The 19,218-nt window shown below is 67.4% G+C and carries 17 protein-coding genes; 6 read left to right on the forward strand and 11 right to left on the reverse strand.

What is annotated here, in order from left to right; translation table 11 throughout:
- The first annotated feature begins 156 nt into the window (after positions 1-156).
- Entirely contained in the window at positions 157-1,452 is a 1,296-nt protein-coding gene (locus tag ACQPXS_RS35875; RefSeq protein ID WP_433453638.1) for a phosphatase PAP2 family protein, read from the forward strand.
- A 185-nt stretch (positions 1,453-1,637) separates the two neighbouring features.
- Positions 1,638-2,333: a hypothetical protein gene (locus ACQPXS_RS35880; protein ID WP_433453640.1), complete on the forward strand. Its 696-nt coding sequence runs from the start codon at positions 1,638-1,640 to the stop codon at positions 2,331-2,333.
- An 89-nt stretch (positions 2,334-2,422) separates the two neighbouring features.
- On the opposite strand, the gene ACQPXS_RS35885 is transcribed toward ACQPXS_RS35880, so the two are convergent.
- From ACQPXS_RS35885 to ACQPXS_RS35920, 8 genes are all read right to left on the reverse strand, one after another.
- Complete coding sequence (locus ACQPXS_RS35885) at positions 2,423-2,806, reverse strand: STAS domain-containing protein (protein WP_433453642.1); 384 nt, start codon at positions 2,804-2,806, stop codon at positions 2,423-2,425.
- Between the two features lie 883 nt (positions 2,807-3,689).
- On the reverse strand, positions 3,690-3,824 hold the full coding sequence (locus ACQPXS_RS35890) for a hypothetical protein (RefSeq protein WP_433453644.1): 135 nt from the start codon (positions 3,822-3,824) through the stop codon (positions 3,690-3,692).
- A 380-nt stretch (positions 3,825-4,204) separates the two neighbouring features.
- Entirely contained in the window at positions 4,205-5,737 is a 1,533-nt protein-coding gene (locus ACQPXS_RS35895) for a hypothetical protein (RefSeq protein WP_433453646.1), read from the reverse strand.
- A 344-nt stretch (positions 5,738-6,081) separates the two neighbouring features.
- The gene (locus ACQPXS_RS35900) at positions 6,082-6,741 is read right to left on the reverse strand and encodes a zinc ribbon domain-containing protein (RefSeq protein ID WP_433453648.1); all 660 of its coding nucleotides are present in this window, start codon (positions 6,739-6,741) and stop codon (positions 6,082-6,084) included.
- A gap of 124 nt (positions 6,742-6,865) precedes the next feature.
- On the reverse strand, positions 6,866-7,708 hold the full coding sequence (locus ACQPXS_RS35905; protein WP_433453649.1) for an undecaprenyl-diphosphate phosphatase: 843 nt from the start codon (positions 7,706-7,708) through the stop codon (positions 6,866-6,868).
- Positions 7,709-7,824: 116 nt separating this feature from the next.
- A complete protein-coding gene (locus ACQPXS_RS35910) occupies positions 7,825-9,366 on the reverse strand; it encodes an LCP family protein (protein WP_433453651.1) in 1,542 nt (513 codons plus the stop codon).
- 138 nt (positions 9,367-9,504) lie between these two features.
- A complete protein-coding gene (locus ACQPXS_RS35915) occupies positions 9,505-9,735 on the reverse strand; it encodes a hypothetical protein (RefSeq protein WP_433453653.1) in 231 nt (76 codons plus the stop codon).
- A gap of 71 nt (positions 9,736-9,806) precedes the next feature.
- Positions 9,807-10,238, reverse strand: a complete 432-nt coding sequence (locus tag ACQPXS_RS35920; RefSeq protein ID WP_433453654.1) for a sec-independent translocase — start codon at positions 10,236-10,238, stop codon at positions 9,807-9,809.
- 153 nt (positions 10,239-10,391) lie between these two features.
- Here ACQPXS_RS35920 and ACQPXS_RS35925 point away from each other — a divergent pair, with 153 nt between their 5' ends.
- Together ACQPXS_RS35925 and rodA are read left to right on the forward strand one after the other, a co-directional pair.
- Positions 10,392-10,967 carry a TerD family protein gene (locus tag ACQPXS_RS35925; RefSeq protein WP_383669976.1) on the forward strand — a complete coding sequence of 192 codons (576 nt, stop codon included), beginning with the start codon at positions 10,392-10,394 and terminating at the stop codon, positions 10,965-10,967.
- Between the two features lie 148 nt (positions 10,968-11,115).
- Complete coding sequence (rodA, locus tag ACQPXS_RS35930; protein WP_433453656.1) at positions 11,116-12,312, forward strand: rod shape-determining protein RodA; 1,197 nt, start codon at positions 11,116-11,118, stop codon at positions 12,310-12,312.
- A 61-nt stretch (positions 12,313-12,373) separates the two neighbouring features.
- On the opposite strand, the gene ACQPXS_RS35935 is transcribed toward rodA, so the two are convergent.
- Complete coding sequence (locus tag ACQPXS_RS35935; RefSeq protein WP_433453658.1) at positions 12,374-13,621, reverse strand: CASTOR/POLLUX-related putative ion channel; 1,248 nt, start codon at positions 13,619-13,621, stop codon at positions 12,374-12,376.
- Complete coding sequence (locus ACQPXS_RS35940; protein ID WP_433453660.1) at positions 13,558-14,247, reverse strand: hypothetical protein; 690 nt, start codon at positions 14,245-14,247, stop codon at positions 13,558-13,560. The genes ACQPXS_RS35935 and ACQPXS_RS35940 overlap by 64 nt, the downstream gene beginning before the upstream one ends.
- Positions 14,248-14,566: 319 nt before the next feature.
- Between ACQPXS_RS35940 and ACQPXS_RS35945 the strand changes: the two genes are divergently transcribed.
- Entirely contained in the window at positions 14,567-14,917 is a 351-nt protein-coding gene (locus ACQPXS_RS35945) for a DUF4190 domain-containing protein (protein ID WP_433453661.1), read from the forward strand.
- Positions 14,918-15,183: 266 nt separating this feature from the next.
- Positions 15,184-15,519 (forward strand): transposase, encoded by a 336-nt coding sequence (locus tag ACQPXS_RS35950; RefSeq protein ID WP_433453663.1) that lies wholly within the window; start codon positions 15,184-15,186, stop codon positions 15,517-15,519.
- A gap of 624 nt (positions 15,520-16,143) precedes the next feature.
- Here ACQPXS_RS35950 and ACQPXS_RS35955 read toward each other — a convergent pair.
- On the reverse strand, positions 16,144-19,128 hold the full coding sequence (locus ACQPXS_RS35955; protein WP_433453665.1) for an RNaseH domain-containing protein: 2,985 nt from the start codon (positions 19,126-19,128) through the stop codon (positions 16,144-16,146).
- Between the last annotated feature and the right edge of the window lie 90 nt (positions 19,129-19,218).

Raw genomic sequence — 19,218 nt, forward strand, 5'->3', positions numbered from 1 at the left:
CATGTTCGAACTCGCGATGATCACCGTCGTCGCTTTTCGCCCACTCAACCCATATCGAATAAGCCGGTCAAACGATTGATATCTAGAGCATCGCGGGTATTTTCGCGAATAAACGGCAGATCTGTGTTGGTCGCCGCGTGGCGTCATCGGCGAGCCGTGCTGTGGGTCGCGGCGGGCGTGGCGGCTCTTGGATTCCTCATCACGCTGGAGATCGCCGCACACCGCTATGGTCAACCGGGGCCGATTACCAACCTGGTGAGTGGGCTGATATTCGCCCCGAAGCCGGGGCCGCTGTACGGCGGTATGGCGTTGATGATGGTGGTGCTCACCTGGCGGCAACGGTTCATCGCGACTGGTGTCGCGATCGGCATCGATGTCGTCTTCGTGCTGGTGCGGTGGGCGGTCGGCGCCAGGATGAGCGACGGGCATTTCTTCGGCAACGGCGCGTTGTGGGTGATGGTGGGCTGTGCGGTCATCGCTGTCACGCGCCGTACCGGTGCCGAACGCGTCCTGTTGCTGAAGGGCGTCGGGCTGGGCCTGCTGCTGGCGGTCGCCCGCAAGTCCGGAGATACCTGGCTACTCATCACTTCGAAGGCCCGCCCGGCGGTGCTCGACCAGTACGTGGCCACCGCCGATCACGCACTGGGCAACCCCTCGTGGCTGGTGGGCCGGATGGTCAGGGCCACCGGCCCGATCGGCAGCCACGTTCTCCACTTGGTCTACGCCCAGCTTGCGGTGGCCGCGGTCATCGTCGCGCTGTACCAGCTGCGCAACGTGGCGGTCGAGCGCCGCTTCCCGCGCCATCATCTGGTGCGCACCTTCCTGGTCATCGGCCTCCTCGGCCCGGCCATTTACATGATCTTCCCGGTGGTCGGGCCGGTCTTCGCCTACGGCCCGGGCGCCTCCGGCACCGGCGGCGTGCACTGGGCGATGGCCAATCTCTGGCCGGACACGCCGCCGCCGATAAACACCCCGCACCCGATGTCGTACGACGAGATCACGCCCCGAAACTGCATGCCCAGCCTGCACACTGCGTGGGCTACCGCGATCTTCATTCACACCCGCAGCGCCCCACGGATTCTGCGGTTCGCGGGCACGTTCTGGCTGATTGCCACGCTCAGCGCAACGCTGGGATTCGGCTACCACTACGGCGCGGACCTCGTCGCCGGCGTGGTGTTCGCGCTCACGATCGAGACAGCGCTGCGCTCGCTCGATCGTGGCTGGGACCGGTCAGGAATCCAGCTGGTCATCTGCGGCGCTACGGTCTTTTCCGCGCTCTTGGTGTCGTACCGCTGTCTGCCGATCGAGATGGCCGGACATCCGTGGCTGTTCGGGCCGCTTCTCATTCTGGCGATGGCCTCAGTGGTCTACGGCTACGTACGGACCACCAGGCTGTGGGAACCGACGGCCGCACCGGCGCGGCAACGGGAACCGCGACTCGAACCAGTTTGAGTCGATTCGCGTCAGGTCGTGGCTGAGTGTTCTCGTCGACCACGATGAGAACCCCTCGCCCAATCCTGTGTGCACGGCTCCTGTCGCTTTGCCTCTACAGGTTGCGCAACCAGGGCATTAAACTCGCCACTCCTGACGGCGCTCGAGCGGCTGGTTCGTACGCCGTGCGGACGAGTGGGGCTTCCATGTTCGGGGAACACATGCGGGCGTCGGAATTGCCTGGGGCAGAGGTCACTGCGACGTTCGAGCGGGTTCTCGAGCACGCGTTGCGCTCCCGGCAGGTCACGGACACGCTGCGTCGCCCTGGCGGGTCACTCGACCGCGAACAGCTGCGTACGCGAGCGCTCCAAGCACGGGACGACATCGCCGCCGCAGCGGCTGTCGAATATCGCAGATACGTCGAGGCACGGTCGGGCGTGGCCGCTAAGACGCGAGACCGCAGCGCGAACGACGCGTCGACGCCCGGCGCGTTGAGCGCCGGAGGCGGCGTGCTGCCGCTGTTGGCAGTGCTCATACCGACTCTTGCCGCCGCTGCCGCAATCACCTGCTTGATCATCGGATTTACGCTGCTGACCCTTGGAGGGCGCCCCTACATCGGCGACCGACTGATCACAACGGGTCTGTTCGCTGCCGCCGTTGCTGTGGGAGGGGCGCTCGGGGATATGGGGTACCTGATCGTGGCGGCGGTTCGCAACGGGTCGGCTGATCTTGCTGACGTGCCAGAAGATGCCGCGTCGGACATGACGTGTGCTCGTGAGGAGTGGGAGTTGGCCCTGCTGGAACGAGGAGTTCTCCCGTTTCTGCTCGGTCGGATCGAAGAGAATCTCGCCGCGAACCGCGCAAACCCTCCTGACCGTCGGGCCGGGCCCGGTCTCGTCTAGGAAGCCCGGCCGGTGCCGGAATTGCCCGAGCAGGCACCATCGGACACGGCATCCCGGCTTGCTCTCCGAGGGCCAGCCGGCCGACTCTTTCAGGTCGGTGGGTCCTCGTCATGAATTTCGAGGAGAGGCTCCAACCCCATTCGGTTGAGGGCACGACGGGCCTGATCACTGACGTGGGTGACGATCAGCCTTGTGCCCGCCGGCTGAGTCCACCGCAGCGGCATCAGGAAGACTCGCCCGCTGTCCAGGCCGAGGTAAGAGACGCGGCGCAGATCGATTTCAAGGATCTGGGGCTTCGACGCGAGGGCCTGCCGTACCTCCCGCTCAAACCGCGCGGCCTTCTTTGCCGTCACCTCTCCGGAGAGGCGTACGACGGCGTGATGCGGCTGCCGAGCGTTCTGCGTCACTCGGAGACGGATGCGGTGCAGGATGCGGCGGAGCACGATGTAGGGATTGCGCAACTGGGGAACCATTAAACTCGCCACTCCTGACGGCACTCGTCGTCCGGCCGGTTCGTACGCCGTGCGGCCGAGTGAGGCATCGAGGTTCGGGGGACAGATGCGAGCGCCGGAACTGACGGAGGCAGAAGTCCGCGCGACGTTCGAGCGGCTTCTGGAGCAGGGGTTGCAGTCCCGGCAGGTCACTGACGCGCTGCGTCGCCCTGGCGGGACGCTCGACCGGGGACGGCTGCGTACGCGAGCGCTCCAGGCGCGGGACGACATCGTTGCCGCTGCGGCTGTCGAATATCGCGAGTTGGTCGAGGCGCGGGCCGATGCGGCCGCCAGGACGAAAGACAGCAGCGCAAGCTACGGACCGGAACCCGGTGTGTCGAGAGCCGGCGGCGGCCTGTTGCCGGTGCTGGCAGTGCTCGTGCCGAGCCTGGCCGCCGCTGCCGCAGTCGCCTTCCGGATCATCGGGTTCGTCCTGCTGGAACGTGGAGGGCGCCCCTACATCGGCGAGGGGCTGATCACGTCGGGTCTGATCGCTGGGGCCGTGGCCGTGGGAGGGCGATCGGGGATCTCGCGTACCTCATCGTGGCGGCCGCTCGGAACCGGGCGGCCGATCAGGCTGACGTACCCGAGGATGCGGTCACGGGCGCGGCGCGGGCACGTGAGGAGTGGGAGCTGGCCCTGCTGGAGCGGGGAGTCCTGCCGTTCGTGCTCGGGCGGCTCGAAGAGAGTTCCGCGGCGGAACCTGAGGGCCGTCCTGCCCGCCGGTCCGCGCGCGATCTCTGATGGGCCCTCCAGACGTGGGTGCCGCGCTCGGGGCCGATCCGCTGGCTGTACGGAGTACTTACCCCATTGGTCCGGCTCCAGGGCAAGCTCGACTTTCGTCGCTCTGACAGGTTTGGAGTGATCAGACCGCGGCGGTGTCGAGGTTGGCTGCAGCCCGTGCCTGTTGGACGGCGCGGATTTCCTGATCGGTGGGTCGGCCTGGTCGGGTGGGCAGAAATCGGGCGGCGGTGATGACCCGGCGGAGCTTGGCGACCATGTCCGAGACGGACGGGTCGGTTTTAGTGGTGTACCCAGGGGGGCGCGCTCGCGTCGCTCGGCGGCGTCGCTCGGCTGGCGGCCGTGCAGCGCGTACCAGGCCAGGGTGATCGTGTAGCAGTACAGGCCTAAGGGGACGGTCCGCTCGACCGCGCGTCGGGTGCGGCTGCGGGCTTGACCGGCTCCGAGCAGGGCGCCGGCCTCGGTGAAGGTGACCTCGATCGACCACCGCCACGCGTAGCGGGCGATCAGCGCCGAGGCCGGCGTGGTCAGGTCGGTGATGACCAGCGCTAGGTCGTAGCCGGTGACGAGAAGCACCGCCGATGCTTCTCTGCTGTCTCCAGCCTGTGCGGCCGGATGACGCCACGTCACCCGTCTGAACTAGCTCCGTCCGACCGGCCGGAGGTGGCTCTCGGCGAAGCTGCGCAGTTCGCTGCGGGTTCGTGCGGGGTCGGCCGCGGCCTCGGTCGCACGGCCTCTGGGGAGGTAGAGGATGCCGTCGATCTCGCAGATCAGCGGCCCCACGCCGGTGTTGCGCACCAGGGCCTCGCCCACCGAAGCGGGGCCGCCGATGGTGCGGCGCCCACTGCCGCGGGATGGGGAGATCGGTTGGAAGAACAGCGGCGCCGCCACCTCCCCGCCCTCCGGTCGGAACAGGACCAGCACCATCTCGCCGGGACCCCGGCTTAGCCGGACGTAGCGCATGGGCTGCCATGCGCCCTCTCCGGCACCCGAACGCGCGGCACGCAGTACCGGACCGCAGAGGGCGGAGCGGTCGACAGCGACCCAGCCGATCCGGGCGAGGGATGCGATGCCGACCGTACCGAGCACGAGGAAGCGCCAGTGCCCCAGGTGGAAGTGGTCGTCGAGGATGGCGGCTGAGGAGAACAGCAGGAAGTACCAGGCGCCGGTGCCGAGGACGGTGGTCAGCACCCAGCTGCGCGGCGACACGGACGTGCGGCCGAAGCCGCGGCGCGGCGGGGTCACCCGGGGGCCCGGGCGATGGCGATCGCCGTGCCGGGCCGCGGCGGCCAGGCTCGCGTAGCTCAGGTCGTCCTCGAGGGCGGGCCACCTGTCCTCACCCTCCCCGTCGCCCGCGGCCGCCTGCGGGGGGACCGCCGGCCCGGCCCGGCGCGCCAGCCGGACGCGTCGGGCGCAGGCCAGCGGGTTGACCACCAGCGCACCGCCAAGGCCGAGCAGGCCGAGGCTGCCTCCGAGCACCGCGACCACGCTCAGGGTGGTCCTCGTGTCCACACCCTCACCTAGGAACGGCCAGGGCAGGGCGATAATCGGGATTCGGTCGCCGGAACGGACACCTGCCGTGTCGCAGTCCAGGGTCGCCCGCTGTGAGCCGCCATCCCACCCGACGGTGCAACTGTCCTCGTCCCGATTCACACGGACGACCTCGGCGGCGGTGTGCTTCCCGAGTAGCGCGACGTCCGCGGCGGCCAGGCCCACCAACAGGGACGCTGCGAGGGCCAGCACCGCCGATAGCGGCACGGCCGGCAGCAGCCGCCGCCGGGCGGCCGCGAGGGCCGGGCGGGGCTGTTCGCCCAGCCAGGCGCCAAGGGTCCTCGCGTCGTGCGTGGCCAGGCCCAGCCGCAACACATGTCCTTCGGGCGTCCGGTAGCGCAGGCCAACCTTCTCGAACGCGTGCCGGTCGGTGGTGGAGACCGTCGCGTCCAGGGCCTCACCGCCGCGCGGCAGGTCAGTGGCATTCCCGGAGCGGTCGAGAAAGACGGGCCCGTCGAGGCGCGGGTCGGCCAGCAGTCGGCCCTTGCGGCCGTCGAGTCGGCAGCGGAAGTGCACGGCCCGGCCCGCTGCCAGGTCGCGCCGCCTCCTTGCCGCCGTCCACCGGGCCAGCCCGGCCATGACCAAGGGGATCACCACGAGCCCCACAAAACTGCCGATCATCGGATCCGTCGTCTCCTCCGCTGTGAGCGATCGGAGAAGCGTACGAGGGCTGCCAGGGGCCCTGGCCCGGGGGTGCGCCGGGCCTGCCTGGATGATGTGGCACCGCAGTGAACGGCCGCGACGTGCGTTGCGGGGCCCGGCAGTTCCGTTGGAGAGAATCTAGTTACTCTGAGCAACCTCAACAACGATCAACGAAAGCATCGAAAGAGGAGGGGCGAGAACGCCGAACGTAACGAGCACGAGGAGTGCGGCGCCGAGCAGCAGGACCGACTCGAACACGTGAGGTGAACGCGAAGCCGCGCGCTTCCGTGCGTCCTTCGCGCTCCACCCAGCTGGGAACCATGCTATTGCCGAGTGCCGCACCCCGGGCAGAAGGCCGCGCCGTCCGGCACGACGGCGGAGCAGGAGGCGCATGCGGTGGACTGGGCCAGGTGATAGCCGCAGCCGGAGCAGAAGGCGGCGCCGCGGGTTTCGGTGCGGCACTGGGGGCAAACCAGCTGCCTGGGTGTGGTGGGGTCGTACCCCTGCCCAGCCTGTTGGCCCACGGCGTACGCCCGCTGCGAGGCCATGTCGTTCAGGCCGCGCTGCTGGGCCGCCATGGCCTCGGCCGCGGTGTCCGGGGCGCAGTTCAGGCACAGTCCCTGCGCCGCGTTCCAGCAGCGCCCGCAGACGTAGTGGGTGCATCGCGCACAGCGGTTGAAGTGTCCTTGCGCATTGCCGATCGCCCGCTCGAAAGCCTTGTCGCGGGTGGGCCCCCAGCCGGCGCCCGCGAGTCCGTCGGCCGCGGAGGTGAGCCCGCCGCCGGCCCGGCCCAGCAGGCTCCAGGCCATGTCGACGCCCTTGCCGAGCCAGGTGGCGGCCCGCTCACCGGCGTACGGCTCGAAGGGCGAGCGCCAGGTGTCATAGCAGCGGGAGCACGAGAACTCGAACTGGAAACCGGCCCCCGTACCACTGCGTTCGCACAGGTCACGGTAGTTGTTGCTGAAGTAGATCTCGCTGCTCATGTGGTCCCCCCACAGTTCAGGCCGTCGGCACACTGCCCTACGACGCCGACGGAAGGCTACTGGTTCTCGCCATCAGCGAGACATTCGGGCAACGTAGGACCGCCCGCCACGGCCCCGTCGGGGATCAGCCGAGCGGACCCGCGCCCGGTGCGAGTACACCGAAGGTGACGAGCGCGAGGAGCGCGACACCCAGCAGCACGCGGTAGACGACGAACGCGGTGAAGCTGTGCTGCGAGATGAACTTCATGAACCATGCGATCACCGCGTAGCCCGAGGCGAAGGCGATGAAGGTGGCCCACAGGGTCGGCCCCCAGGCCGGAGCCGTTCCTTCACCGATCTTCAGTAGTTCGAGTCCGCCGGAGGCCAGTACGGCGGGTACGGCGAGCAGGAAGGAATAGCGGGCGGCGGCTTCCCGGCTGTACCCCATCAGCAGGCCGGCGCTGATCGTGCCGCCGGAGCGGGAGACGCCTGGGATGAGGGCCAGGGACTGGGCGAAGCCGTAGCCCAGGGCCTGGGGCAGGTTCAGCTCGCTGATGGGCTTCGCGGCGCGGATCGCGCGGGTGCGGTCGGCGAAGGCCAGGATGAGCCCGAAGACGATGAGGGCGCTCGCGGTGATCCGCAGATCGCGCAGCCCCGTTTCGATGGCGTCCTGGAAGGCGAGGCCCAGTGCCGCGATCGGCACAGTGCCCACTATGACGAACCAGCCCAGACGGGCGTCAGGGTCCTTGCGCCGCTCGCGGACGACCAGCGACGCGCTCCACGCCTTGACGATGGACGCAACGTCCTTGCGGAAGAAGATGAGCACGGCACTTTCGGTGCCGAGCTGGGTCACCGCAGTGAACGCCGATCCCGGGTCGCCCCAGCCGGCGAGGGCGGAGAAGACCCGTAGATGGGCGCTGGAGGACACGGGCAGGAACTCGGTGAGTCCTTGCAGCAGGCCCAGGACGGTGGCGTGGAACCAGTTCATCGAGACGGTACTCCGTAGTCGGTGCCCCGGCCTCGCGTCGGAGGCCGGAAGCAGAGCGCGAAATCCAAAGCACGGAAGGTTGTTGCCGGGTGGTGCGGCTGGAGGGGGACGCAGCGTCAGCCGCGGGCGCCATAGGACAGGTTGGAGCACAGGTTGTCGTCCGCGGAGCGGGCTTCGTTCGCGACCGAGCTGGGGACCGCGGTCGGTGTCGCCGAGCCGACGTCGCCGGCCTTGTAGGAGGCGCCGACGAGCACGTTGACGACCGGCCCGCCGATGGACTCCAGCGTTGCGTCGGGGAACAGCTTGGCGACGGTCTCGGCCTGGGGTTCGAGGCCCGGGCCGTACTGGATGACGGTGGTGGCGTGCTGCCGGTCGCTGGCGTTGGCCGTGCTGGTGACAGTGAAACCGTGCTGGGTGAGCGTCGACGCGGCTGTCGCGGCCAAGCCGTCGGTGGTGGTGCCGTTGTACACGGCGACGTTGACGCCGGCCCCGGGAACGGTTTCGCTCGGCGTCGCGGATGCGGGCGGCTTGGCGGTGCTCTTCTTGCCGCTGGCGTTCTTGCCGTCGATGGTGCGGTCCGCCTTGAGCGCGGCCCATAGCTGGGAGGCGTCGGGCTCGACGATAGCGACGCGCGAGCCCTGGTAGCGCCAGGGGATGGTCACGAACTTGGTGTTGTGCAGGTCGATGTCCTTCAGGTTCATCGCGAACGAGAGCAGCCTGCTCGCGGTACCCAGCCCGGGGTCGACGGTCATGGACTTGGCGGCGGCGTTCGCGAGCGGCAGCAGCTTGGTCGGAGTGAACCCGTCGCTCTTGATCTGCTTGAGGAGGCTGGAGACGAACGCCTGCTGGCGCTTGATCCTTCCGATGTCGGAGCCGTCTCCGATGCCGTGCCGGATGCGGACGTAGTCGAGGGCTTTCTGCCCCGACACGGTCTGCTCGCCTTTGTGGAAGATCAGGGCACCCTTGGTGGTGCGGTGGGGATTGAGGTCTCCCTCGTAGATGTCCTGCGGCAGGCACACTTTCACCCCGCCCACCACGTCCGTCAGCGCCGCGAATCCCTTGAAGTCGACGACGATGGTGTGGTCGACGCGCAGCCCGGTGAGTTCCTCGACCGTGTTTTGGGTGCAGGCGGGGTTGCCCTTCTCCGTCTGCCCAACCGAAAAGGCCGAGTTGAACATGGTGTTGGCCTGTGTCCTTGTCCAGCCGCCGTCGGGCAGTTTGCAGGGCGGGATGGTGACCAGCGTGTCACGTGGGATCGATACCGCTATCGCGTGCTGGTGGTCGGCGTAGATGTGCAGCAGGAACGCGGTATCGGAGCGGCCGATGTCGTCCTTGCTGCCGCCTCCGAGTGCGTTGTTGCCGTCGTTGCGTGCGTCCGAGCCGATGACCAGGACGTTCTCGCCCTTGGAGGAGGCCGGGCGGTGTTGGGACAGGCCGTCACCGTCGAAGGTGTTGATGTCGCCGTTTAGCTTCAGGTAGATCCAGCCGAGGCCCGCCACGCCGAGCACGGTCACCGTGAGGGCTATCAACATCGTCGTGCGCAGCGGGCCGCGCTTGCGCCCTCGCCTCGCACGGCCACCGTGCGCTCCACGACCGCGAGGCGGCTCTGCTCGGCGCCGGCGGCGGGCAGGTGGCGTGTGATCGCCTCTGGTCGTCATCGCTGTGCCCTCGTCAGTACGACTCATACGGAGGTGACGGCTGACCCCGTCAGGGGGTTGTGCAGTTGCGCAATGCAGCAAGGAAGTGGCGGGTCCCGGAGGAACATGGCGACCACGGGGGCAGCTGCCTCGTACGTCTCAGGGGCTGGCGATGTCGAAGCCGTACCGCAATGGTTCGCTGGTCGCGCTGTGGTCCCGGCGGTAGACGTACACGCCCTCCGCGCGCACGCCGTACGGCGCGCCCTCCACCTGGCATTCGTAGGTCACCTGGATGACTCGCGGCCGGCCGGACACCCGCATCCGCATGCCGTCCGCCGGCCCGCCGGCGAGCATGGCCGTCTCCCAGGCCCTCACATCGGTCGTCTCCACGGACGACAGTTTAGAGGTTGCGCAAGTCTCAATGGATCGCGCGGGCGGGAAGGCCACGCGTCGGCTCCCACTCAGGTGGCGTCGGGGTCGAACGCGGAGCGTGCAGCCGGTTCGAGCTGTTCCGCCTTCGTCAGGGGCACGCGCCCCGCGTCCACTGCACCGGCACCAGCGTCACCGGCTGATGCGCGCACCGCGTCGGCGACGTCTGCGAAACCGCCGCTCGGGTCGAGAGCGCTGCGGATCTCGCCCAACCCGAGATCACCGTCGTCGAGCAGGTGCTTGCGCACGAACGTCTTCGGATGCAGGTCCTCGAACTCGAAATCGTTGAACTCCGGGCCGAGTTCCGAACGGACCTCCTGCTTGGTGCTTTCGGAGAACTCCCGCACCTTCTGGATGAACCCGGCCACGTTCTGGATCATCTCCGGCAGTTTGTTGGGGCCGAACAGCAGCACGGCGAGAACCACCAGGGTGACTAGCTCCAAGGGACCCACATCGGAGAACAACAGCCACCCTCGCCCTCACTGGCGTCGACCGGATCGGCGGAAAACCCACCCGAAGGAACAGTTTAGCTTTTGCGCAATCCAAGGAACCGTCGCGGTAGGGTCGGCGTTGAAGCCAGTGACCGTACAGACGACCCACAGTCGGAAGGAAGAGCCGTGGGAGTTTCCCTGGGCAAGGGCGGCAACGTGTCGCTGAGCAAGGAGGCGCCGGGCCTGAGCGCGGTAGTGGTCGGCCTGGGGTGGGACGTGCGCACCACCACCGGCGCGGACTACGACCTGGATGCCTCCGCCCTGCTCTGCGATGCCTCCGGCAAGGTCGTCTCCGACCAGCACTTCGTCTTCTACAACAACCTCAGGAGCCCGGACGGGTCGGTGGAACACACCGGCGACAACCTGACCGGTGAGGGTGAGGGTGACGACGAGTCGATCAAGGTGAATCTGGCCGCCGTGCCGGGCGACGTCGCGAAGATCGTGTTCCCGGTCTCCATCCATGAGGCGGAGGTACGCGGACAGAGCTTCGGGCAGGTGCGCAACGCGTTCATCCGTGTCGTCAACCAGGCAGGCGGCCAGGAGATCGCCCGGTACGACCTGTCCGAGGACGCCTCGACGGAAACCGCGATGGTCTTCGGCGAGCTGTACCGGCATGGTGCGGAGTGGAAGTTCCGCGCAGTGGGACAGGGCTACGCCTCGGGCCTGCGCGGAATCGCGGCCGACTTCGGCGTCAACGTATAAGGCCGCCGCACACCGCCCGCCTGGTTACCCCATCCCTGCACGCGGGCGGTGCGTGGGCGGCCATTGGCAATCCTGAAAGCTCGGCGACCACAGCCGACCGTACTACCCGCAGGCGGCCGCGTGAGCGCGGAAGCCGGAGGACGCTCACATGACCGGTGCGAACACCTTCACCGTCTCGGGCTACGGCCCCGAGCGCCCCACCTGGACGCGGCTCTTCGCGCGCGACTCCGTGGTGCGCCGACTGGACTGGCCGATACTGCTGGCGGCGCTTGCCCTGTCGTTCATCGGCTCGCTGCTGGTGTACTCCGCTACCCGGAAGCGCACCGAGATCAACCAGGGCGACCCGTACTACTTCCTCGTTCGGCACCTGATGAACCTCGGTATCGGGTTCGTCCTGATGATGGGCACGATCTGGCTGGGCTACCGCGCCCTGCGCAACGCGGTGCCGATTCTGTACGGCCTTTCGCTCCTCGGCGTGCTGCTGGTTCTCACCCCGCTCGGTGCCACCATCAATGGCAACCGCAACTGGATCGTCCTGGGCGGCGGATTCTCGCTCCAGCCCTCGGAGTTCGTGAAGCCCGCGATCATCCTGGGCATGGCGCTGCTCCTCGCAACCCAGGTCGACGCGGGGGACAGGAGGTACCCGGACAGCCGCACCGTGATCCAGGCCCTGGGGCTGGCAGCCGTGCCGATCATGGTCGTCATGATGATGCCCGACCTCGGCTCGACGATGGTCATGGCGGTCACGATCCTCGGCGTCCTGCTCGCCTCCGGCGCCTCCAGCCGCTGGGTCTTCGGCCCGCTCAGCGTCGGAATCCTCGGTGCCGTCGCCGTGTGGCAGCTGCATCTCCTCGACCAGTACCAGATCAACCGCTTCGCGGCCTTCGCCGACCCGAGCCTGGACCCCTCCGGTGTCGGCTACAACACCAACCAGGCCCGCATCGCTATCGGATCCGGCGGACTGACCGGCGAGGGCCTTTTCCACGGCGCGCAGACCACCGGCCAGTTCGTGCCGGAACAGCAGACTGACTTCGTGTTCACGGTCGCCGGAGAGGAACTGGGCTTCGCGGGCGGGATCCTGATTATCGCCCTGATCGGAGTGATCCTGTGGCGTGCCTGTCGCATCGCCCGCGAGACGACGGAGCTGTACGGCACGATCGTCGCCGCCGGTATCGTCGCCTGGTTCTCCTTCCAGTCCTTCGAGAACATCGGTATGTCGCTCGGCATCATGCCGGTGGCGGGCATTCCGCTGCCGTTCGTCTCCTACGGCGGTTCCTCGATGTTCGCGGTGTGGGTGGCGGTCGGTCTGCTGCAGTCCATTCGGGTGCAGCAGACGAGGCAGTGACCTGACCGCTCGTGCGGCGATCTACAAGAACCAGATCTTGACTCCTGCCCGTCGTCTCGCCTCATCGTTCGGCGAGCACGACAACCGCGTCAGCCTCGCTCAGCACCAGCGGCGCTGTCCTGGACGGGTTGAGGAAGATGCCGTAGGTCGGCGGTTCGTCGCCGTGGGCTGCCAGCCGGTAGCCGATGGCGGATTCTCCTCGCCTCCGGGCCGCCTCGATGACGGTGGCGAAATTGGCTTTGGCGCCGGGAACAAGGTAGTTGGACCCCGGCTTGAGATAGATCTCCGAGCCCTCGGGGTCGAAGAGATCGGTGAACACGGCGTAGAGGTTCTGGTTCTCGGTCAGTTGGGTCAGCAGAAGAGTGATCACCTTGGTGCTGACGATGAAGTCGTCGGCCTTGGTGACCTGAGCGACCTCGCGGTTGCTGTCGTCGTTCATCTCGGTGACGATCGAGTACGGGTCCCCGAGGCGGTCCTCGATGTCGCGGAGGTGGAGCAGCGTCACCAGCGTCCGGTCGTCCGCCGGGCCCGGGGCGATGGTGTCGTCCGAGAGCACGACGATGTGCTGGTAGCTGCCCAGGTCCAGGGCCTCCAGCGACGATCGGCGCGTTGGCTCGCAGTGCTTGTACCCCACCGTGACGTTTTCCAGGCCCTCCCGCAGTTCCTCCCTCGGCGGCTGCGGTGAGGCGATGTCCAGCACTGAACCCTGCTCCACGAAGCTGTCCAGAAGCCCGACAAGCTTCGTGGCACGGGAGGTGGTACCGATCAGAAGAGTGCGGTCGAGAGTGGGTGGCTGGCTGGGTGCGGAGGTGATCGCCGATTCGATGATGGCCGGCGCGGTCTCGGCCGGCCTGATCAGCAGGTCGTCCTCGGCGACCAGGATCATCTGATCGCCGGCGCCGATGACGGTATCCATCGCGGGGTTGACCAGCACCTCTCCGGCGCTTCGGCGCAGACCGACCGGGACTCCGAGCTCATAGGCGTGGAGGGCCTCGCCGTAGGTGGACCCGACCAGGGCGGGTTCCTCGCGCAGATAGAACTCGTTGCCGACGAAGCTCAGCAACTCGTTGAAGACGCTGGACAGGCCCGTCTGCCGGTGCGACTGGGCGACGAGCCGGACGGCGATGTCGTCTGCGTCGATGACTAGGGCGGTGTCACCCGCGGCCAGGCGGGCGGCGGCGACGTTCTCCGAATCCTGGACCGCGGCCACGACAGTGGGCCGTGTGCCGCGCCAGACCCGGCTGTTCAGGAGCAGGAGGGCCTTGATGACGTCGATGTCACTGTCGTCACCGACCGGGGGCAGCACCATGATCGACTTGGCTGAGTCCGGGCTGACCAGTTCCAGGTCCGTTCGTACGAGAGCGTTGCCGGCGCGGCAGATGATGCGGGTGCGGCCGGTCTCGGGATCCGCGCGCGGATCGCGTCCTCCATGTCGACCTTGTCCCGGTCGGCAAGGATCACGACGCACGACCGGCGTTCGCTTTGGTTCGCCTCGACCAGTTCCGCGATCACCGTGAAGATCTGGTCCGACCAGCCCAGCACGATCGTGTGCCCACGTTCCATCAGCCGTGACCGGCCCTTGCGCAGCTTCTGGATCCGGTGGTCCAGGCCCGTGGTCAGGACACCGATGAGCGCACTGACGATGAAGATCCCGCCGATCGTCACCGTGAGCATGAGGGCGAGGAACAGCGGTCCGCCGGTGTCGCCGCCCATGGTGCCCGGATCGAGGGTGCGCAGCAGGCTCATCCACGCCACGCCCAGCCAGCCGCCGTTCTGCTCGGCGTCGGTGTTGGTGAGCGCTACGACCAGGGTCGTGACCAGCACGATGAGCACGACCGAGGCCAGCGCGAGCCAACTGATCAGCGCCGGAGTTCCCCGGTCCATCGTGCCGTCGAACCAGTACCGAAACCGGTCCCGCAGCCTGCCTCGCGCCACCCGAGCCCCCTGCCGTTCACTCCACCGAGCGCGCTGTCCCCGCACCCCTTCACAGTGCCCTGACGAGCACAGTTGATCATTCTCGCAGTGCCAGATGGCTCTGGTGACTCTTCCGCCGCTGTTTTCAGGTGTGTGACGAAGTCTCGTCCCGGTTGATGACCACGCCGGAGACCACGCGCTTCCTGCCCGGAGGCGCCTCCGGCGACTCCGGCTCGTGAAGTAGGCGCAGTTGGACATACTCCGGCTGCTGGTGAGTGTCCGTGCCGCTGGCGGCGGCCGGTCCGCGAGCGCCCGCTCCAGGGTCACTATCGTGTCGATCATGAGCACTTCACCGCAGACAGCCGGCCGGACCCGTAACAAGCCCGCCTTGGTGAGCGCGTCGGCCGCCCTTGCCGGCGTCGTCTACGCGAGCGGCTCCGTCATGGGCGGCTGGCTCACGGTGACCTACTCGGCGGCCATCTTGAGTCTGCTGATCCTCTGCGCGCTGGTCGCCATCATCGCCGGGCACATCGGGCGCCGCCGCGCCAAGAAGCACGGTGTCGAGGGCCGTTGGCTGTCGCTGGCGTCCATCGTCGTCGGGTGGCTGTGCATCCTGTACGCGGTGTTAGTCAATCTCCTCGTCATGGGGATCGTCGCCGGGCTGGCGGTGCTGGTCGACTCGGCCGGCTGACGGCCCGATGCTTGGGCGAACGCTCCAGACGGAGCTGATCGCCGCCGTCCGGCAACGCGGTGATGGTTACGCTGCAGCCACATGCGGGGCTGTGCTCAGCGGTCGCGCCCGCTCCCGGGCAAAAGCCGGCGACGGACCGGTGCACAGCGCCCGGATGTTCAAACTCGCCAAGGACTCCGCGGTCAAGGCCCGCACCCAGGCGATCAACCAGCTCAAAGCCGTTCTGGTCATCGCCGGCCCCCGCACTGCGGGAGCGGCTGTCGAGCTTGGGCAATGCCGACTTGTTCCGCACCTGTGCGCGCCTGGGCCTACGTGACGGTGAGGGCGACGATGACGTGGTGGCCCAGGCCACCCACATGGCGTTGCGCATGCTGGCCGAGCGCATCGAACAGCTCACCGGGCAGATCGACGAGCTGAACCAACGCATAACCCGGCTCGTCGAACTTCACGCCCCACAGCTACTCGTACCGGTGGGCATCGGTCCGGACAGCGCCGTCACCCTGCTGATCACCATGGGAGACAACCCCGAGCGGCTGAACACGGAGGCTTCCTTTGCTGGCCTTTGCGGAGTCAGTCCCGTCGAGTGTTCCTCTGGGCCGTAGGAGCACGCGTCGGCTCAACTACGGCGGCGACCGCCAGGCGAACGCGGCCCTGCACCGCATCGTGTTCACCCGCCTGCGCCACGACCCGTGCACCCAGGCGTATTACGAACGCCGCACTCAGGAGGGCAAGACCCGGCGTGAGATCATTCGATGCCTCAAGCGATATGCCGCCCGCGAGGTGTTCAACCTGGTCAGGACGGTTTCCAGAGTCCCCCTGTTATAGGGGCGTCGGTGATACGGCGAAGCCCCGTCGGAAACATCACGACGGGGCTTCCGCATGGAGGGGGCTATGACAGAGTGCGGCGTCCGGCAGCACGGACACTGACGCTTGGACTCCCGGCTCTGGAGCACCGGGAGCAAGGATGCCGGGCGTGGTAGGGCCTGGCCGACCACACGGCACACACGTTCGCTCAGCTCGCCGAACGGCTTTGCCTTCGCGAATATGGCGAGTCCCTCGACTGGCCAGTGTGCCTTCAGAGCGCGACCAGGAGGCGGTGTCCAAACCATCGACGGAAGATCGCGGTACCCCGTCATAGGGGCAGTGCGGCCAGCGTTGCTGCCGTTCGGCGTGGCGGCCTCATCTTCGAGGCCGCCACGCCGAACGGCTCGGAGCCGTCCCGGTATCTACAGGTCGGTGCCGCTGGCTTCCTTCAGGATTTCGATGCTCTCAGGGTCCTTCGGCTCGGAGCGTCGGTACTGGGGGTGGCCAAGGTCCATCTGAAGCGCGGCGTGGAGCGGGGCCGGGTATCGCGTCCGGTCTGACCAGGAGAGCGCCTGGTGACAAAGCCGCGCCGCGGCAACCGCGAGAATCTCTCGGTCGTAGCCGTCCCGCGTGTGCATCGGGGTGATCTCCCTGGTGGTCATGCTGTACCAGGGTGCGTTCAGTTCGTTCTCCTTGCGCTCGTCGGCATTCTTCGATGCTTTCCCCGGGTCGGCGCGCCAGCGGGTCTTCCACTGCCCATGGCGCTTCTTGCCGTAGTTGCGGGGTTCGGTGAACAGGAACCAGGGGTGGCCTTCGGGCCGGGCTTCCGGGTAGTAGAGGTCGCTGGAGGTCTTGAGCGGGACGGTCTTGCCGTTCTTCTGCTTCTCGGTGACGGCGACCAGACGGGGCATTTCCGCCTGCGCGCAGTTCATGCGGATGATGCTGACCGGATTCCAGGACGGGGGCAGTCCGCTTGCGGGGAGCCAGAGGCGCGGGTCCCCGGGATCTTTTCCGAGGCCCTGCTTGTTGTTGTGGAGGCCGGGCCATACACGGCGGCTGGCGTGACCGTCGATCATCAAGGCGTAGGGCAGGCCGTCGAGTTCGTCGTGGAGCTCTTGGAGGGCGGTGCGGACGTCTTCACCGGCCTGTGCCCAGCGCTGGATTTCGCCGTCGCCGTTTTCAGTGTGAAGAGGGTAGTTGGCGGCGTGGAAGTTGCTCTGTGCGAGGGCGTAGTGCTCCCACTGCGGGTGGATGTTGCTCCAGCCGATCATGCGCCACGGGCCGCCGGGTTCAGGGGAGGGGATGATCACGCTGGCGGTGATGATCCTTTTGGGCTGGCCCTTGTACTTGCGGTCCGTGGCCTGCTTGCGGATGTGGATGCCGCAGAAGGCCATGCGGGGCAGCGGGTAGGGGTCGTCGCCGGGGTAGAGGGCACGCTCGAAGCGGTCGTCCACGACCCCGCACGAACGGTAGAGGTCCAGCAGACCCATGTAGACGCGGTGATCCTCGAAGGCTTTCGCGGGCCTCTTGATGATGGTGAAGGTCTTGGTGAACGGGTCGTACTCGCGGCCGACGAGGAATTGGGACGGCACTGCGGCCTTGGCGAGCTCCCGGACGACTTGGTGCTTGGCGTCGTTCTCCGCCAGGGCGGTCTTCACTTCGGCGGGCTTCATGCCCTCGTGTTCCTCGCCGCGCACCGGGATCTCTGTTTCACACCAGGCGGCGAGGAGGACGCCGGGTTCTGCGAAGGTGCCGGCGATCCTTTGGGCGTCAGTGGCGCGCTGAGTGCCGGGGCCGTGCTCCAGCAGGGATTCGGCGTTGCAGAAGACAGCTTCGATGCCGTCCGCGAGCGGGAAGGACTTCTTTCCGCCAGGGTCCGGATCGATGCCCTCCGGGTCCAGCCCGTAGGGGTGGGCGAGACCGTGGATCATCCGCGTGAGGGTCGCGTCGCGGTACCACAGGCACAGGATGCGGAGTTTCTTGTATCCGGCCGCTTCGATGGAACGGCGAATACCCTCCGGGGAGGGCTTGCCGATGAGATCGACGTATTCGCCATCCTGCTTCTTCTGTTTCTTCTCTTTCTCCTGGGCAGCGGTGGCGGGCTCGTGGGAACGCTTACCGAAGACATTCCCCTTCGACTTCAGGTCGAGCAGGGAGACGGCGTCACCGAAGACTCGCTGGATGTGTTCCCGCAGCAGGGAGAGATGGTAGATGCCGGCGCCGGTACCGACAGCGAAGGAGTCCGTCTTCGGCATGGTCGGCCTGATCGCGCCAGGAGGAGGAGTCAGGATGTCGATCCTCTTGCCATTTTCGTCCCTGGCGTTCAGGCGGCTGCGCTCACCGGCGACGCGTTCCTCGATGGCGTTGAGCGATGACCGGTCGGCGTCCATCTTCGCCAGGATTTCCAGCGCATGCTTGTTCGTCTGCCGCAGACCGCGCCCATCCAGGGACACAGACATGATCGGCCGGTCTGTTCCCTGGTCCACGAGAACGGTGCTGGCGTGGATCACCGTGTTGTTGATGCGCCGGATGTGAGCGTCAAGATTCAGGACGGGGTTCGGCTCGGCCGTGTAGGTGGCCATCTTCACCGACAGGCGGGACAGCGCGTACTGGACTTGACTGCGGGTGGGGTTCTCGGGACGGGCCTTGAGCGCTTCGGCGAGGTCGACCGGGTGGGCGAGGGTGGCGAAGACCGGGCCGATGGGCTGTTCCCAGGCGATCAGGTCACCGTTGCTGATGGGCCGGTACTGCACGGCCGCGACGTTGTCGGAGGGCTGCCAGCCGACGGTCCTGTGTTTCACCTGGCCGTTCGTCGCCTCGTACGCCTCACGGACCGGCTCGACTTCCCGGTCGAGGAAGGGCTTTGCCGCCAGCTTCTTGGCGATGTGCCACTTCACCGCCTCATAGGCCCAGCTGTCCGGACTGGCGGGCTTGCCGTCTTCCTCTTGGAGGATGTTCTTAGCCAGGCTTCGGCGCTCAGGAGCGACGTCCGCGACCAGTCGGGCCAAGGTGGGTGGATCCATGAAGGGGATCTCATCCAGAGGAATCCGGCGGACGATGCCTTCCAGGTAAGTGAAGACCGTCCTGAGGGCGTCGGGCTCCACGGGGTTGAGCGTCACCATGAAGGCCAGGTACTTGTCCAGGTAGACGTAGCCATCGGTGATCTGCTGGAGCACGGTGACAGCGATGGAATAGGGGACCAGGAAGGGGTCGGATTCCTGGACATCCTTGATCCATTTCGCGTTCTTTGAGGCCGTGCTCCCCAAATCCCGCCAGGCCGTGCGGATGGGCGAGTGGTAGTCGCCGAAGTCCCAGACCAGGGCGGTCATGCCGTCCAGGAGCTCGGGGGTGCACCGGATCGATGTGGTGTGCGCGGTGAGATCCCGCTGCGTGTTGCTTCGCCCCATGAGCGGGGGTACCTCGTCTCTCGGTCTCTCCGTTTGGGAGAGGATGCGGGTCCGTCTCCGCCGCGGCAAGGCGGAGACGGGCGTGGTCAG

This window comes from Streptomyces sp. CA-142005, assembly GCF_050942335.1.
Taxonomy (GTDB): domain Bacteria; phylum Actinomycetota; class Actinomycetes; order Streptomycetales; family Streptomycetaceae; genus Streptomyces.

Bases quoted from the DNA above. Each gene is read 5' to 3' on its own strand.
- ACQPXS_RS35880 (WP_433453640.1), top strand. From the start codon at position 1,638: ATGTTCGGGGAACACATGCGGGCGTCGGAATTGCCTGGGGCAGAGGTC.
- ACQPXS_RS35885 (WP_433453642.1), bottom strand. From the start codon at position 2,806: ATGGTTCCCCAGTTGCGCAATCCCTACATCGTGCTCCGCCGCATCCTG.
- ACQPXS_RS35890 (WP_433453644.1), bottom strand. From the start codon at position 3,824: ATGGTCGCCAAGCTCCGCCGGGTCATCACCGCCGCCCGATTTCTGCCC.
- ACQPXS_RS35895 (WP_433453646.1), bottom strand. From the start codon at position 5,737: ATGATCGGCAGTTTTGTGGGGCTCGTGGTGATCCCCTTGGTCATGGCC.
- ACQPXS_RS35900 (WP_433453648.1), bottom strand. From the start codon at position 6,741: ATGAGCAGCGAGATCTACTTCAGCAACAACTACCGTGACCTGTGCGAA.
- ACQPXS_RS35905 (WP_433453649.1), bottom strand. From the start codon at position 7,708: ATGAACTGGTTCCACGCCACCGTCCTGGGCCTGCTGCAAGGACTCACC.
- ACQPXS_RS35910 (WP_433453651.1), bottom strand. From the start codon at position 9,366: ATGACGACCAGAGGCGATCACACGCCACCTGCCCGCCGCCGGCGCCGA.
- rodA (WP_433453656.1), top strand. From the start codon at position 11,116: ATGACCGGTGCGAACACCTTCACCGTCTCGGGCTACGGCCCCGAGCGC.
- ACQPXS_RS35935 (WP_433453658.1), bottom strand. From the start codon at position 13,621: ATGGTGCTGCCCCCGGTCGGTGACGACAGTGACATCGACGTCATCAAG.
- ACQPXS_RS35945 (WP_433453661.1), top strand. From the start codon at position 14,567: ATGAGCACTTCACCGCAGACAGCCGGCCGGACCCGTAACAAGCCCGCC.
- ACQPXS_RS35955 (WP_433453665.1), bottom strand. From the start codon at position 19,128: ATGGGGCGAAGCAACACGCAGCGGGATCTCACCGCGCACACCACATCG.